Origin of the sequence: Rhodoferax saidenbachensis (assembly GCF_001955715.1) — a bacterium.
GTDB lineage: Bacteria > Pseudomonadota > Gammaproteobacteria > Burkholderiales > Burkholderiaceae_C > Allorhodoferax > Allorhodoferax saidenbachensis.
Genome location: NZ_CP019239.1, coordinates 3752394 through 3767983 on the forward strand (window position 1 = coordinate 3752394; position 15590 = coordinate 3767983).

Annotated in this window: 15 protein-coding genes; 7 read left to right on the plus strand and 8 right to left on the minus strand. The window is 59.0% G+C overall.

The genetic code is table 11. The annotated features are described in order from the left end of the window. Positions 1-34: 34 nt before the first annotated feature. Complete coding sequence (locus RS694_RS17885; protein WP_029705287.1) at positions 35-1981, minus strand: AMP-dependent synthetase/ligase; 1947 nt, start codon at positions 1979-1981, stop codon at positions 35-37. Positions 1982-2172: 191 nt separating this feature from the next. On the opposite strand from RS694_RS17885, the gene RS694_RS17890 reads away from it, so the two are divergent. After that, a complete protein-coding gene (locus tag RS694_RS17890; protein WP_029705286.1) occupies positions 2173-2889 on the plus strand; it encodes a Crp/Fnr family transcriptional regulator in 717 nt (238 codons plus the stop codon). 388 nt (positions 2890-3277) lie between these two features. Next, positions 3278-4282, plus strand: coding sequence for a toll/interleukin-1 receptor domain-containing protein (locus tag RS694_RS17895; RefSeq protein ID WP_051391617.1), 1005 nt, complete (start codon positions 3278-3280; stop codon positions 4280-4282). 214 nt (positions 4283-4496) lie between these two features. Here the strand turns inward: RS694_RS17895 and RS694_RS17900 are convergent, their stop codons facing one another. Both RS694_RS17900 and RS694_RS17905 read right to left on the minus strand, forming a co-directional pair. Continuing rightward, positions 4497-4856: a type II toxin-antitoxin system RelE family toxin gene (locus RS694_RS17900; RefSeq protein WP_076069882.1), complete on the minus strand. Its 360-nt coding sequence runs from the start codon at positions 4854-4856 to the stop codon at positions 4497-4499. Next, a complete protein-coding gene (locus tag RS694_RS17905; protein ID WP_029705280.1) occupies positions 4843-5097 on the minus strand; it encodes a type II toxin-antitoxin system prevent-host-death family antitoxin in 255 nt (84 codons plus the stop codon). The genes RS694_RS17900 and RS694_RS17905 overlap by 14 nt, the downstream gene beginning before the upstream one ends. A 335-nt stretch (positions 5098-5432) precedes the next feature. On the opposite strand from RS694_RS17905, the gene RS694_RS17910 reads away from it, so the two are divergent. Continuing rightward, positions 5433-6182 (plus strand): substrate-binding periplasmic protein, encoded by a 750-nt coding sequence (locus RS694_RS17910; RefSeq protein WP_161631539.1) that lies wholly within the window; start codon positions 5433-5435, stop codon positions 6180-6182. 7 nt (positions 6183-6189) lie between these two features. Here the strand turns inward: RS694_RS17910 and RS694_RS17915 are convergent, their stop codons facing one another. Next, entirely contained in the window at positions 6190-6642 is a 453-nt protein-coding gene (locus RS694_RS17915) for an STAS/SEC14 domain-containing protein (RefSeq protein WP_029705276.1), read from the minus strand. Positions 6643-6927: 285 nt separating this feature from the next. Here RS694_RS17915 and RS694_RS20560 point away from each other — a divergent pair, with 285 nt between their 5' ends. After that, positions 6928-7092 carry a hypothetical protein gene (locus RS694_RS20560; protein ID WP_156876177.1) on the plus strand — a complete coding sequence of 55 codons (165 nt, stop codon included), beginning with the start codon at positions 6928-6930 and terminating at the stop codon, positions 7090-7092. 83 nt (positions 7093-7175) lie between these two features. Here the strand turns inward: RS694_RS20560 and RS694_RS17920 are convergent, their stop codons facing one another. Genes RS694_RS17920 through RS694_RS17935 form a run of 4 tightly spaced genes read right to left on the minus strand, consistent with a single transcriptional unit; the run spans position 7176 to position 11643 of the window. Beyond that, a complete protein-coding gene (locus tag RS694_RS17920; protein ID WP_029705275.1) occupies positions 7176-8954 on the minus strand; it encodes a methyl-accepting chemotaxis protein in 1779 nt (592 codons plus the stop codon). Between the two features lie 50 nt (positions 8955-9004). Beyond that, positions 9005-10573, minus strand: coding sequence for a methyl-accepting chemotaxis protein (locus RS694_RS17925; RefSeq protein ID WP_076069884.1), 1569 nt, complete (start codon positions 10571-10573; stop codon positions 9005-9007). Between the two features lie 26 nt (positions 10574-10599). Beyond that, complete coding sequence (locus RS694_RS17930) at positions 10600-11118, minus strand: chemotaxis protein CheW (protein WP_029705271.1); 519 nt, start codon at positions 11116-11118, stop codon at positions 10600-10602. A gap of 48 nt (positions 11119-11166) precedes the next feature. Further along, complete coding sequence (locus RS694_RS17935; RefSeq protein ID WP_029705269.1) at positions 11167-11643, minus strand: hypothetical protein; 477 nt, start codon at positions 11641-11643, stop codon at positions 11167-11169. A 280-nt stretch (positions 11644-11923) separates the two neighbouring features. Here RS694_RS17935 and RS694_RS17940 point away from each other — a divergent pair, with 280 nt between their 5' ends. From RS694_RS17940 to RS694_RS17950, 3 genes are read left to right on the plus strand one after another with little or no spacing between them, the layout of a single operon-like run. After that, the gene (locus tag RS694_RS17940) at positions 11924-12280 is read left to right on the plus strand and encodes a DNA-binding transcriptional response regulator (RefSeq protein WP_029705267.1); all 357 of its coding nucleotides are present in this window, start codon (positions 11924-11926) and stop codon (positions 12278-12280) included. Beyond that, positions 12270-14810: an ATP-binding protein gene (locus tag RS694_RS17945; RefSeq protein WP_051391615.1), complete on the plus strand. Its 2541-nt coding sequence runs from the start codon at positions 12270-12272 to the stop codon at positions 14808-14810. Before RS694_RS17940 ends, RS694_RS17945 begins: the two co-directional genes overlap by 11 nt. A 43-nt stretch (positions 14811-14853) precedes the next feature. Further along, the gene (locus tag RS694_RS17950; protein ID WP_029705265.1) at positions 14854-15582 is read left to right on the plus strand and encodes a response regulator; all 729 of its coding nucleotides are present in this window, start codon (positions 14854-14856) and stop codon (positions 15580-15582) included. Positions 15583-15590: the final 8 nt, after the last annotated feature.

The following is a 15590-nucleotide window of genomic DNA, read 5'->3' on the forward strand; positions in this document are numbered from 1 at the left end:
TCGACAAGCTCAGTGCGAACGGAGAGCGTGTTGTTCATGCTGCCACCTTCACGGGTGCAAAGGTCTTTGCATCTTCGATACGCAAGGTAGCGCTCACGCTGCCGGTACGCCCGTCTTCAAACTTGACCACGGTTTCAATGAACTGGCTGGTTTTGCCGCCGTACAGCGCATCCACCAGCACGTTGTATTTGTCCGCAATGAACCCGCGGCGGACCTTGTTGGTGCGGGTGAGTTCGCCGTCATCGGCATCCAGCTCCTTGTGCAACACGAGGAAACGGCTCACCTGGCTGCCGGCCAGAAGTGCATCGGCACTCAGGTCGGCGTTGACCTTCTCCACACATTCCTTGATCAGTTGGTAGACCTCGGGTTTCTGTGCCAGGTCGGTGTAGCCCGCGTAGGGCAGGTTGCGGCGCTCGGCCCAGTTACCTACCGCGTCAAAGTCGATGTTGATCAGCACACACACCTTTTCGCGACCATCGCCATACGCCACCACTTCCTTGATGTGCGGAAAAAACTTGAGTTTGTTTTCCACGTATTTGGGGGCAAACATGGCCGCGTCAAACGCACCGCCCTGGATGCGGCCCACGTCTTTCACGCGGTCGATAATTTTCAGGTGGCCATGCGCATCAATGAAGCCCGCATCGCTGGAGTGGTACCAGCCATCCGCCGTCAACACCTCGGCCGTGGCGCTGGGGTTTTTGTAATACGCGGTGAACAGGCCCGGCGACTTGATCAATATCTCGCCGTTGTCGGCCACTTTGATCTCCACGCCTGAGCAGGGCACCCCCACCGTGTCGGCACGCGCCTGGTTGTCGGGCTGCAAGCAGACAAACACCGCAGTTTCCGTCGAGCCGTAGAGCTGCTTCAAATTAATGCCGATCGATCGGTAGAAGGTAAACAGGTCCGGGCCAATGGCCTCACCTGCGGTGTACGCCACCCGCACGCGGCTGAAGCCCAGCGTATTGCGCAAGGGGCCATACACCAGCACATTGCCCAGCGCATACAGCACCCGGTCCACTACCGAAACCGGCAGGCCGTCCATCAATGCGGGGCCGACTTTTTTGGCCACGGCCATGAAGGCATGGAACATCTTGCGTTTGACCAAGCCAGCGTCTTCCATGCGAATCATCACGCTGGTGAGCAGGCCTTCAAAAATACGCGGGGGCGCAAAGTAATACGTCGGGCCAATCTCTTTCAGGTCGATGGTGGCTGTACTCGCGGCTTCGGGGCAGTTCACCACGTAGCCGCACGACAGCCACTGTGCATAACTGAAGATGTTTTGCCCGATCCACGCCACGGGCATGTAAGCCAGCACTTCCTCGTCGCTGGTGAGTTTGTCGAACTCGGCCCCGGCACGCGCGCGGTTCAGCAACGAGTCGTGGGTATGCACCACGCCCTTGGGGTTGCCCGTGGTGCCGGAGGTGAAGAACATCGCCGCCACATCTTGCGGCGTAATACGTGCCACCTCTTGTGCAAAGAAGCCCGCATGTGCTGCGACAAAGGTTTTGCCGGACGCCAGCAGCGCATCCACCGACACCAGGCCTGGCTCTTCGTAGTTGCGCAAACCGCGTGGGTCGTCAAAGTAGATGTGCGCCAGTTGCGGGCACTGCGCGCGCACTTCCAGCAGCTTGTCCACCTGCTCCTGGTCTTCGGCAAATGCAAAACGTACTTCAGCGTTGTTGATAGGGAACACACATTCGGGTGCTGCCGCATCCTGGTACAGCGGAATGGGCACGGCGCCCAGGCTTTGCGCGGCCAGCATGGTGGCGTACAGGCGGGGCCGGTTGGCGCCCACCACCACCATGTGGTCATTGCGGCGCAAGCCAGCTAGGTGCAGGCCCGCGGCCAGTTGCTCCACCATGGTGGCCAGCTGGCCCCAAGTGATCGTTTGCCAGATGCCGTATTCCTTCTCACGCATGGCCGGCGCGTCAGGCCGCGTGTGCGCATGTTGAAGCAGAAGCTGCGGAAAAGTCGTTTGCATTCCAGTCCTTGTCGCGTTCACTTGTCTCTTGTTTTCGTTCGCGGGTCCAACCGTGGGGTGCGTCACCGTGCTGGGCTCTGGGTGCGAATAGTAGGACTGCATTTGACGTCAAGTTGTCGTTTGGACGACAATTCAGGCTTTTCTCGGTAGGTGTTTTCCCTTCGCTTATTGGCAACTTACATGGGCTGCATATGACCACCGACGCCACCCTGCACCAGCGCCGCCGCCCCCTGACAGAGGCGGAGTTGGCCGCCATTCCGTGGCTGCGCGTGCTGGAGCCGCCCGAGCGTGAACGCGCCGTGGGCGACCTGCAGGTGGCCGAGGCCAGCCCCGGTGAATTTGTCTGCCGCATGGGCCGCCCGGTGACCTACTGGTTTGGTGTGGTGGACGGCCTCTTGAAGATGAGCACCGACAACGCCGAAGGCCAGACCATGACCTTCACCGGCGTGCCACCGGGCGGCTGGTTTGGTGAGGGCACGGCACTGAAACGCGAGGTCTACCGCTACAACATCCAGGCGCTGCGCAAGAGCCTGGTGGCGGGTCTGCATGTGGACACTTTCCACTGGCTGCTGGACCACTCCATCGGTTTCAACCGCTTTGTGATGAACCAGCTGAACGAACGCCTGGGCCAGTTCATCGCCGCACGCGAAATCGACCGCCTCAACAACCCCGACATCCGCGTCGCCCGCAGCCTGGCCGCGCTGTTCAACCCGGTGCTCTACCCCGGCGTGGGCGAGGTGCTGCGCATCACGCAGCAGGAGCTGGCGTACCTGGTGGGCCTGTCACGCCAGCGCGTGAACGAAGCGCTGACCAATCTGGCCGCGCAGGGCTCGATTCGCGTGGAATACGGCGGCCTGCGCATCCTCGATCCGCAGGCGCTGCGGTCGCAGGTGTTTACGCAGAAATGAGTGTTTTAGGGCTGTGGCCCTTTTGGAGATTGCGCGGGCAGCTATTGTTTTTATAGTAGATTGACTGGACTGCGCTGCATTTCAGGCCTCTGTGTGGGCAGGGCAGGTAGTCCGGGTATCCGTTCTCCGGCCCACGCTCGCGGGCGGATGTTTTGGGTTTGCTTGGGTTGGCTTGTCAACACCTTGGTTGGTACGCATGCTCTGCGGCAACCGCGAATGGGGCATGCGCCCGGATACCCGAACCACCTGCCTACTCACGACTGATCTGAGCGACAGAAATTTGAAATCAATCGACTGAGAGTATCCAATCTTCCGTGATACGACGAGAATCCAGCAATAAAGGTCATCCGCTTGGCACTGACCACAAAGCAACTTAAGGAGGTGCCCCATGGCAGATGAGAAATTGGAACAAATAGCGAAATCCGCGAATCCCCTTGTGTTCATTAGCCACGACACGCGTGACGCGGAGTTGGCAGAAGCATTTAGCAATCTGCTGAAAAGTGTTAGCGCAGGTGTCTTGAAATCCTTCCGGACGTCTGATAGGCGAGGGAATCAAGGTATTGAATACGGAGTGGAGTGGTATCCAGAAATAATCAAAAACATACAAGGCGCTTCCGACGTCGTATGTCTGCTGACCAAGCGCAGCGTTGATCGCCCCTGGATACTGTTTGAAGCGGGGATGGCCAAAGGGAAGTTAGATACACCGATCTTAGGAGTAGCGCTGGGCATCGAATTAAAAGATGCATCTTCAGGACCATTCGCCCAGTTTCAGAACTGCGGCGGTGACGAAGACTCTTTAACCAAATTAGTTTTTCAGCTTGTCAACAGGATTCCGAATTCGGAGCCAGACATAGACACCATTAAATTTCAAGTTGGCAAGTTCCGCCAAGCAGTTGCTGAAATTCTTAAACGGCTGGATGGAACATCAACCGATGGCGCTGCAAAGTCATCGGTGGATGTGAAGGAAATTGAAAACTCCTCCGCCAAGCTGTTCGAAGAAATAAAGATCATGTTTCAGGATTTGCCGTCCAGGATTGAAAGAGCAAGCCCTCCTGAAGGTAAGCGAAGAAAGCGCAGATTCCATCCTGGCATGCTGGAGGAAATGATCCATTTCTCAAAAGATCCAAAAACTGGAATAAAAATGGCGCTCAGTCTTTACAGAGAAAAGATGCCGTGGATTTACGATGAGGGCATCTCGCTACTTGGAAAGTTAGAGGCATCAAAAACTCCCGCAACAACAAAGCGCGTACTCCATGATTTTGAAGAGTTGTTGATGCGAAGCACTCGTAACCCATTTGTCGAAGAGTTCCTAATTCAAGATCAAGACGAGTTTGTTCTTCTAATGGAGCTTCCGCGGGTCATTCTGCGTAACCTCGAACACTTCATACTGTGATGCGTAATCGTTCGCTATGAGTGATTTCTCCTGTGCAAAACATTCTGAAGGCATATGGTGGAAGGCTCCAGTCGTGGTTGCCACAGAGCAGCCCCGCCAACCACCGCGTTAACGGACAAACCTAGACAAGCCCAAAACAGCCGCCCGCGAGCGTGAGCCGGAGAACGCGGGCCGCGCCGCCTGCCTTGCGCGATGTCAGCGCCCAACGGGCAAGTTAACTTCGAGCAGGTTTTGCTCTGCGTCGGGACACAGTTTTCAACTGCGGAGTAACTCCGCCCAACGATGCAAGACGCTTGCTAGCTTGCATATAGACCGCGTCCTGGTCCCGCCGACCCACAGCGATGACTACAACCACCAGGCGCTGGTCGATCACTTCGTAAACCAGGCGATACCCCGCATCGCGAAGTTTGATTTTGTAGGTGTTTTGCAGATCGCCATGTAGCCGGGCGGAGGGAACGTGCGGAGCGTTCAGGCGCTTGGCCAGTTGCTTCTTGAAAAGACTCTGGATAGAGCCATCGAGCTTGCGCCACTCCTTGAGCGCGGACTCGTCAAACTCAAGCTCATAGGGCTTCAAGTGTCACCTTGACCCGTTTGCCACCTTGCCGCTGCTTCACAATTTTGGTCAGCTCCGCGTCGTCAAGCCTGTCCAGCAAAGCCTCATAGGCTTTGGCCGAGAGCAGGTAAGCGGCGGGTTTGTTGTGGTTCAACACCGCAATGGGCGAATCACCCGCGTCTTCCAGAATGCCGCTGGGATTGCGCCGCAGGTCCGTCATGCTGACCGTCGTTTGGGCATAGATTGCGTGGGTTGCTGCCATGGTAATTAGTGCTTTATTTAGTGCATTATTATGGGCAATTCAGGCATTGTCCAGCATCAGAGCTTGCACACAACCCCATGCGGCGGGGTGATCGGGGCAGATTGCCCAGCTATCAGCTCTCCAGGCCGCACCCCCACCATTGGTATTTGGGCATCAAATAGGCCTCTAGCCATTACAGAGCATGCGCAGTCAGCTATTTTTTTGATAGCAATTAGTGGAAACCAAGGCCGTATGGCAATGCGTCCCTACTTTGTGGCGCAATGCCAAACGACACGAAAAATGTACGTCCAAGTGTGTAAAGTCACACCCAACAGAACATACAAACGGGGATGGATATGGCCGATAACTTGCGCAAGTTGCTGCTCGGAATTTTCTGGAGCTCCGCCTTGGCCAGCCAACTCGCAGCACAGGAGTTGCCGGTCGTCACAATGCAGTATTACGAGCGCAAGCCGTTTCACTACACATCGGAAACCGGCAAAGTGGTCGGCCTAGTGGTGGCGCCTACGGAACAGGCGTTCGCCAAGATCGGCATCCCCGTCAAATGGCAGTTGGTCCCCGCCAACCGCATTCTGGATACGCTCAAACGGGACGAATCCCCTCTGTGCTCGCCCGGCTGGTACAAAAATCCGGAGCGCATGGAATACGCGCAGTTCTCGGAGCCGATTTACCGTGACAAGCCGCTGGTGGGTTTGGGCAATGCCGACTTTCCCGTCAAGCAGGGCATTACCGCCAAGGAGCTGTTTGCCCGCCCGGAAACCCGTTTGCTGATCAAACAAAATTTCTCGCAAGGCGCCTACATGGACAAGATCATTGCCGGCATGCCCACTGCGCAAGTGCAGGCGGTACCCGTCGATGTGACCAACCTCGTCCAGATGATCCACGCACGACGGGCAGACCTGATTGTCACCACCCAGGAAGAGGTTGAAATCTACGTGGAGCAGGCGGCGCTCAAGCTGAAGGACTTTCGCGTGCTGGTGTTCCCGGATGTACCTGCGGTAGAGAAGCGATACATCCTGTGCAGCAAATCTGTGCCAGCCAGTCTGATGGCAAAGCTCAACAAGGCGATAGGCACGAAGCCTCTTTGAGGCAGGGCTACGGCGTACCCGCCAGACACTGGCGCAGCCACGCCATGGCCTCTTCCTGATTGCTGAAGTTGCGCATGGGGATGCCGACTTCTGCATAGGCGGCGGCGTAGGTTTTTTCCATCCACTCAAAACCTTCCACCGGCCCATCCGGCACCCACGCCACAGCGGTGAGCCGGGGGCGGCCGTCGTAGGCTTCGTGCAGGCCGGCGCGGAAAGCGTCCAGGCAGTCGGGGGCCATCATCACGCTGGTGCGCAACACGGTCATCAGGCATTGGGGGGTGGTGATGGGATTTGCAGCCAGCAGCGCAAGCCGGGCCCGGTTGTGCGCCAGGATGCCTTCCAGATTGAAGGGGCCCGTGGTGTGGGCGATGACGATTTCTCCCAATGTCTCAAACTCGGTGTGTCCGTGCGGAGGGAAGCTGCCTGCGGCAAGTTCGGCCGATTTGATTTTGGGGTTCATCGTGTGCCAGTGTAGGGTCAAAAACGCGTGGCCGGACGCGCACGCACGGTTGCTGCACGCACCTGCAGCGGGCCACGCGGCGGCCCCTCCAATCCGCGTCACCAGCGTCTATTTCGGAAGTGGCCGGTTTTCTGGCGCATTTCTGGGTTTAAACACCCCCAAAACCGCGAAATTCACCCGAATGGGGGATAGGAAAAACCCGCAGGTGCCGATAAAGTGTTTGGCAATCCAGCCCGTGGCAGGCTGGGTACGCACCGTGTCATCCACAGCAACGGAAACGGAACAATGAGTACCTGCGGGTTTTTGATGGTCTTTGTCGGCTTGATATTCGCCCTGGGCTGCCTGATGACAGCCCCCTGGTTTCATCTGGCCGTGCCCGTTTCCTTCGTGGGTGTTGCGGTGACCGCAGCCGGCCTGGCGCTGCTGCGCAGCGGCGAGCGGCGCCGATAAATTTCACCGGACATAAAAAAACCACCCAAGCGCGCCATGCGCCCCTGGGTGGCTGGTGTTTCAGGCGACTTGACGCCGCTTAATTAAAACGTTTCCCAGTCTTCATCACCACCCTTGGCGGGTGCGGGCGCCTTGGGCGTGGGCTTGCTGCTGCCCAGCTGCGGCAGGGGTTTGGTCGTTGGTTTCGCAACGGGTTTGGCCGGTGCTTTGAGGGCGCTGGGCTGCGGCTTCTTGAAGGCGGGCTTGGGGGCAGAAAAGGTGCTGGTTGCAGCGGATGCTTTGTAGGGCTGCGCGGCCGGTGTGGCGCGGTGCTCTCCGGGGGCCAATTTGAAGGTGGCAACCACTTGCACCAGCTCGTTGGCCTGGCCCTTGAGGCTGGAGGCAGCGGCGGCCATCTCTTCCACCAGCGCTGCGTTCTGCTGCGTGGCTTGGTCCATTTGGGTCACAGCTTCGCCGACTTGTGCGACTCCTGTGGCCTGTTCGTTGCTGGCTGCGCTGATCTCGCCCATGATGTCGGTGACACGTTTGATGCTGCTGACCACCTCGGTCATGGTCACACCGGCTTTGTCAACCAGACTGGTGCCTTGCTCCACGCGGTCCACGCTGGCGCTGATCAGGGTCTTGATCTCCTTGGCGGCTTCAGCGCTGCGGCCGGCCAGGCTGCGCACTTCAGAGGCCACCACGGCAAAACCGCGGCCCTGTTCACCGGCCCGGGCGGCTTCGACGGCCGCATTCAGCGCCAGGATGTTGGTCTGGAAGGCAATGCCGTCGATCACACTGATGATGTCGCTGATCTTGCGGCTGGCTTCGTTGATGCCCTTCATGGTCTCAACCACCTGGCCCACCACTTCACCGCCCTGGATGGCGACGGTGGATGCGCTCATGGCCAACTGGTTGGCTTGGCGCGCGTTGTCCGCGTTTTGCTTGACGGTGGAGCTGAGCTCTTCCATGGACGCAGCGGTTTCTTCCAGCGCACTGGCTTGTTGCTCTGTGCGGGCGCTCAGGTCGTTGTTGCCTTGGGCGATTTCGGAACTGGCGGTGGCGACCGATTCGGAGCCCGTGCGCACGTTGGCGACGACGCGGGCCAGACTGGTGCGCATGCCTTCCATGGCTTGCAGCAGTTGCGCGGGTTCGTCTTTGCCATCGGATTGCAGTGCGGTAGTCAGGTTGCCTTCGGCGAAGTCATGCGCGGCCGTCACGGCAGAAGCCAGAGGGCGGGTGATGGAGCGTGTCAACATCACGGCCAACACGGCGCCCAACAGGATGGCAATGCCACCCAGCAGCGCCAAGCGCATCTTGCCGCTGGCCGCATCTGCGGCAATGCTGGCATTCATGTCGTCAATGCTGGCGCGCTGGAAGTCCAGCACAGCTTTCAGCGCAGCGACATAGGCGGGGCCGACGACGGCAAACTGGGTGTCGTAAATGCGGGTGGCTTCCTCGTGGTTGCCGGCACGCTTGGCCGCCATCATCGGGTCGCGGGCGCCCAGGTAGGCGGTGCGTGCAGCGTTGAATTTCTCCAGCAGCGGCTTTTCACCGTCGGTCACCGGCAACTCCGCCAGCGCCTTGACGATTTCATTGCCACGGGCAGTAGAGGCCTTGGCTTCATCGCTGAACAGCGCTTCCAGTGAGGCGTCGGCACTCTTGGCAATGGCCTTGCCGCGGGTGACACCCACCGCCACGTTGCGCAGTTGCTCGTCCAGCAGCCGCTCCTTGGCCAGCGGTGTGGCCATCATTTCCTTGACGGCCGCCGAGGTGCTCTCCAGCCGCCAGATGCTGACCAGCAGCATGGTCGCCAACAACAGCAGGATGACTGCAAAACTGGCCCCCAATCGAGTTCCAACGCGCACATTATTCAGTTTCATCAGATTTCCTTACTGATTTGTTTATGACAATTTCAAATACCTGGAGCTGTTCAGACGCTCGCGGGCAACAGCTCAAATGTAGCCACTACCTTCACCAGCTCCTGCGCCTGCGACTTCAAGCTGGAGGCTGCCGCCGCCATTTCTTCCACCAGTGCCGCATTTTGCTGTGTCACTTGGTCCATCTGCGAAACCGCTTCACCAATCTGTTCAACACCCTGGCTTTGTTCCGTGCTGGCAGCACTGATCTCCCCCATGATATCGGTCACCCGTTGGATGGCACCGACCACTTCGCTCATGGTCATTCCAGCCTGGTCTACCAGCGCACTGCCAGACTCTACTCTCTCTACGCTGGCGTTGATGAGTAATTTGATCTCTTTGGCAGCCTCGGCGCTGCGCCCGGCCAGGGAGCGTACCTCTGCGGCCACCACGGCAAAGCCACGGCCTTGTTCGCCCGCCCGCGCGGCTTCCACTGCGGCGTTCAACGCCAGGATGTTGGTCTGGAAGGCAATGCCGTCGATGACGCTGATGATGTCGCTGATCTTGCGGCTGGATTCGTTGATGCCCTTCATGGTCTCGACGACCTGGCCCACCACCTGGCCGCCTTGAATGGCCACCGTGGATGCGCTTTGTGCCAGTTGGTTGGCCTGACGGGCGTTGTCGGCGTTTTGTGTGACGGTGGAACTCAGTTCTTCCATGGAGGCGGCGGTTTCTTCGAGCGCACTGGCTTGTTCCTCCGTGCGCCCGGAGAGGTCGTTATTGCCCTGAGCAATCTGTGCGCTGGCAGCGGCTACGGCTTCGGAGCCTGCACGCACCGAGGACACCACCTTGGACAGACTCTCTTGCATGACTTTGAGTTGTGCCAGCATGCTGCTGCGGTCACCCGCCTTCAGGTGGATGGTGGTTGCCAGATTGCCATTGGCCACGCTTTGGGCCAGTTGTGCGGCGTCGCTCGGCTCTCCGCCCAACTGGTGGGTGATGGAACGTGTCACCCACCACGCCAGCACGATGGCCAGCGCCACGCTCAAGGCATTGGCCGACAGCAGCACAGTGCGCGCCTGTATGTAGTTGGCTTCTGCATCGTGGTATTGCGCCAAGCTGGTGGCTTCCTGCAAAGCAATGTTGTCGTCCAGCGCCTCCTGCCACGCGGTCACGGCTGGGCCGGCAGAAGCCATCAGCAATTCGCGCGCCTGTGTTTCATTTCCGCCCGTCAGCGCCAACTGGATCACTTTGTCATTCAGGGGCCGGGCGACTTTGCTGGCCTCCGAGATTTTGAGGCGGTTGGCCTTGCCCTTTTCACTGGCCGGAAAGGCTTCCAGCGCGGTCCATGCCGCGTCGTATTCCGCGCGCGCCTGGGTGATCTTGCGCATTTCCTGCTCACGGTCGGCCTTGTTGTCGAGCAGGATCACCGTTCGCATCACACGCGAAACAATATGCACGGCTTCGGCCATGTCCTGGTTGAGCTTGGTCTTGACGTTATTGACCTGCACCACTTCCTGCAGGTTGTTCTGGATATCCGACAGCTTGACGATGGCCAGCGCGGCAGAAATGATCGCCACCGCGACTACCAGACTGAAGGCCAGGCCCAGTCGGCTGGAGACCCGCATCGTATTGAAATTCATGTTGTTCCCTTGGGCATTTAGTGTTGTTATTGCAAAACTTCAGCTGGCACTGCAGTGGTACTGCTGATGAGCAGCTTCTCGATATCCAGAAGAATCAAAGTGCGGTCGTCCAGGGACCCAATCGCTAGAACGTGCTCGGTGCTGATGGCGGAAGCGAACTGGGGCGCCGGGTGCAGGTTGTCCGGCTCAAAGGTGATCACGTCGGACACGCCGTCCACCACAATCCCCATGACGTGTTCGCCCACATTGAGAACGATGACCACGGTGAAACCGTCATACACCACATGTTCCATGGAAAACATCAAGCGCATGTCGATGATGGGCACGATCACGCCACGCAGGTTGATCACCCCTTTGATAAAGGGCTGTGCGTTAGCCATGCGCGTGGGCGGGTCGTAGGAGCGAATTTCCTGCACGCGCAGGATGTCGATGCAGTACTCCTCCTCTCCGAGCTTGAAGGCCAGGAACTCGGATTTCGACAAGGGCGAGCCATCGGTGCCAGCGGCTGGCGTGGCGGTGACGCCACTGGTGGATAGAGGGTTCAGATTCACAGGATTTCCTTCAGGGTGGGAGGTGAAAAGTTGCAAGGTCTCTCAAACGCAGCAGAAGAAGCGCAGCGCCCTTGCTGCACCGTGTACACATCCAAAATCCCCTGCGATCAGCGCCAACGGCGGGTTGCCGTTCAGCAGGGTGTTGGGTTCGACAAACCATTTCGCCAAATCCCAACCATCCAGTGCGGCAGACAGTTCATCAATCAGGATTTGCACGTCGGGCCGCACGCTCTGGCTGCCCGCTTCGAACTGGAAGAAAGGCAACCAGATTTCCTCGCGCCACACAAAACTCACCACACGCCGCGTGGCGATATTTCGGGCTAGCTGCAGGTAGTCCGTGGCGGTGGGCTTCGCGGCCATATCTCCGCCCCGCACCAGCCCGGCTGTAGCGCGATAGGCAGACAACAGATGCAAGAAATCTTCATCGCGCAGCGCGTCGACGGGCTGTGTCACGCTGGGCCGGATGCGCTGCGCAGCCCCTTGCGGGCATGCATGCGGGAAAACGGAAGCCTGTCGCATAGGTCACCTTTGGGTGGGCTGGTGACTGCATATTGCGCACGCTCCGTTTCACCGATATTTCAGCCTTTCTGCGCTTTATTTCACTTGTAGGCGTGAATTCGGTGCCGCGCGGGCATGGCGGCATGGTCTCCTGCCACAGAGAAGCAGGCTCCTCGCCCCGCGCGTCCAGCGGCGGTTGATTACAGATGTAATCTGCAGCCCAGACCTGAAATCGATGCGGAATAAACGTCAGCGCTAATGAATGAGGACAGCGCGCCTGACGCTTGACACGAGTTGGACTATGACGAAAATTGTGGTGATTGAAGAGGATTTGGCCATGCAGGCCTTGCTGATTGAGTGGCTGGACTCTGCAGGTTATGTTGTCGAAAGCTGTGATCTGGCGCACATACCCACCCAAACTGCACTGATTGTTGCCAGCGTGATGAACCTGCGCGGCCTGGGTGCCATCGAACTCAAGGCCTTGCGCAGGAAATTTCCGGGCATTCCGGTGGTAGCGCTTTCCGGGCAACTGGGGCGCAGCCTTTCGCGCCGCTCCGAAACGGCAAAGTCGCTCGGTGTAGAGGCTTTGCTGGCAAAACCACTGTCCAGCACTGAACTCTTAGACGCTGTGTCAAAAGCACTCGCACATGCCCACTAGAACCCAAGGCGGCCAACACTTGCGCCTGCGCATCATCGCGATCGGCGCGCTGGTCATTTCTGCGCTGGTGGGCTCGGCGGTTTACGACAGTTGGCAGTTGCATGAGCAACTGAAGGCCTGGAACTACCGGGCGCTGGGCAATCTGGCGCGGGCCCTGTCCAGCGAAGCCAACCGCAATTTCCAAAGCGTGGACCTGCTGCTGATGGATACCGCCGTCTGGTACCAGGATGCAGCACTCAAAGCGACACCCACCGAGATCGAACAGGCGCTCTCCGCACGCGTCACTGGTTTGGGCCAGGTGAGTGTGCTGACCATTGTGGATGCCCAGGGGATGCAGAGGTATCGCTCACGGGATACGGGGAGACCTCTGACCAATGTGGCGGACCGCCCGTATTTCACAACACAGCGGGACGCTCAATTCAGTGGCCTATACATCAATGAGCCCATCGTCACCCGCTCGGAGGCGCTCCCTGCACTCGTCATGTCGCGGCGACTCAACGACGCCAAAGGCGGCTTTGCCGGAGTAGTCACCGCCATCGTGACCCTGGATGAGTTTCGGGACATGTACTCGACCTTCCAGATGAACGAAGGCAGCTCGCTGCTGCTAACACTGGACGATGGAACCCTGGTGGCGCGCAATCCCGTCATTCCGGGGTTGAAGAACGATGCAAAATTTCCGGAACTCGCACTCTTCAAAAGCGGTGATGCGGTCGACCGCGTCATCAGCCCCCTGGACGGCAGAGCCAAATTTGTCGCCGCATTGCCCGTCGGCAACCACCCACTGATCATTGCCATCACGCGCGACGAAGCGGATGCACTGGCGCCCTGGGTAACGGAGATGCGCAGCGCGGCGATCCGTACCACCTTGTTGTCACTCCTCATCATCTTCACGATCCATGGGCTGCTGCGCCAGCTTCGTAAAGTTTCGCTTGGCGAACAGGCGCTGCGAGAGAGTGAGGAGCGTTACGCCATGACCATGGACGCGGCCAATAGCGGACACGCAGAATGGAACATCAAGAGCGATAGCATTTTTCTGTCGGAAAAGTGGCGCACGCTGCACGGACTGGCAACCGGCGAACCCATATCCACCATTCGTGAACTCATTGCCGCCGTCCCGATGCACGAAGAGGATCGCCTCCCAACCAAGGAGGCGCTCGACGAGCACCTGGCCGGAAAATCCCGTTGCATCGAGGTGGAGTACCGGGTGCTCCATGCAGACAATAAATGGCGCTGGATCCATGCGCGAGCCAAAAGTCTTATGGACGCGCAGAACAGGCCACTGCGCATCTACTGCGCCGTGGCAGACGTCACAGAACGGCATGAGGCGCTGGCAGCCAAACTGGAACTGGAAAGACGCCTGCAACAAACCCAGCGCCTTGAGTCCCTGGGCACGCTGGCGGGCGGGATCGCCCATGACTTCAACAACATCCTGGGGGCAATTCTGGGTTTTGGCGAAATGGCGCATCAGAAGGCACCGCCCGGTACCGACATGCATCGGCACCTGAGCCGCGTCATGCAAGCGGGAGACCGTGCCCGCCTGTTGGTGCGGCGAATATTGGACTTCAGCCGCAGCGGCGTGGCGGACCACACACCGGTTCACATCCAGTCCGTGGTGGAGGAGGCTGTCTCCATGCTCTCGCCCGTTATTCCAGTGGGTGTCCGCTTGCGCAGCGAACTGGCGGCCGGAAATGCGGCCGTGATGGGTGACGCCACCCAGCTCTACCAGGTGGCCACTAACCTGTGCACCAATGCGCTGCAAGCCGTGGGAGACGCGGGTGCCATCACCGTGCGGCTGTATCACCAGGACGTGGCAGCAGACAAGGCGCTGGTGCTGGGCAGCCTCTCCGTCGGCGCCTATGTCTGTCTGGAGATTACGGACACCGGCCCTGGGATGGCGCCGCATGTGCTGCAGTCCATGTTTAACCCGTTTTTCACCACAAAAAAAGGGAACGAAGGTACGGGCCTGGGCCTGTCCGTGGTGCACGGTGTTGTGGCGGACCACGGCGGTGCGATTGACGTGGCATCGGCGCTCGGCAAAGGCACGACCATGTACATCTGGCTACCGATCGAGGGAAGCGGTGTACCCCACTTTCCGCCATCCCCCTTGCGCCTCACTCAGGGCCAGGGGCAGACCGTCATGGTGGTGGACGACGAAGCCGCCTTGGTGGAACTTACCGAAGAGCTGTTGGCCAGCCTGGGCTACGAGCCCGTCGGCTTCAGCAACGCCGAAGCCGCCCTGGCGGCTTTCCAGGCCAGCCCCAACGGATTTGATGCCGTGTTGAGCGACGAGATGTTGCCAGGCATGTCAGGGAGCGAACTGGCGGCACGGTTGCGCGCCCTCCGCGCAACCGTGCCTATCATTCTCATGAGTGGAAAAATCACACCCGATCTGGAAGCAGGTGTACGCGACGGCGGAATAGACCTGCTCCTGCACAAACCGCTGCAGTTGGGGGAAATCGCCGATGCGCTGCAGCGCGTGGTGGCGGTGAACGCGCGGGACGGCGATGTTACATTCGCCAAGGAAAATTAACAGCCCCCTGACACGTGCCTGTCGCCCTATTTCTTTCGATCCCATGAAGCCACACATTCTTGTCGTTGACGATGACCCCGCCTTGCGGGAACTGCTGGAGGAATACCTCGGCGACAACGAGCTGCGGGTCACTGCAGTGGCCAACGGGGATGCGATGAAGAAGGCGCTGGATGAATCTGTCGTCGACCTGGTGGTGATAGATCTGCGCCTGAATGGCGAAGATGGCATGCAACTGGCCCGCGGACTGCGTGAAAAAAGTGCGATCCCGGTCATCATCATCACAGGAAGGCAGGAAGAAGCGGACCGCGTCATGGGCCTGGAGATGGCCGCCGACGATTACGTCACCAAACCCTTCAGCAACCGTGAACTGCTGGCCAGAATACGCGCGGTGTTGCGCCGCTACCAGCTCAATCCGACGGAGCTCTCCCATGCCACTTCCGAGACCAAACGGCGGGCCTATCGCTTCGCAGGCTGGGAGTTGAACGTGCTGTTGCGGCGGCTCACCACCCCCAACGGGGAACGCGTGGAATTGAGCAACGGCGAGTTCAATCTACTGCTGGCATTCTGTGAAGCACCACGGCGGGTCTTGTCCAGAGACCGGCTTCTGGAACTGTCGCGTTTGCACGGTGCAGAAGTCTATGACCGCTCCATTGATGTTTCGATACTGAGGCTGCGCAGAAAAATTGAGGAGAACGCCGCTGAGCCCCGCTACATCAAGACGGAACGGGGTGCTGGCTACCTTTTCGATACCGATGTCGACATTCTGAGTTGATGGCGGAA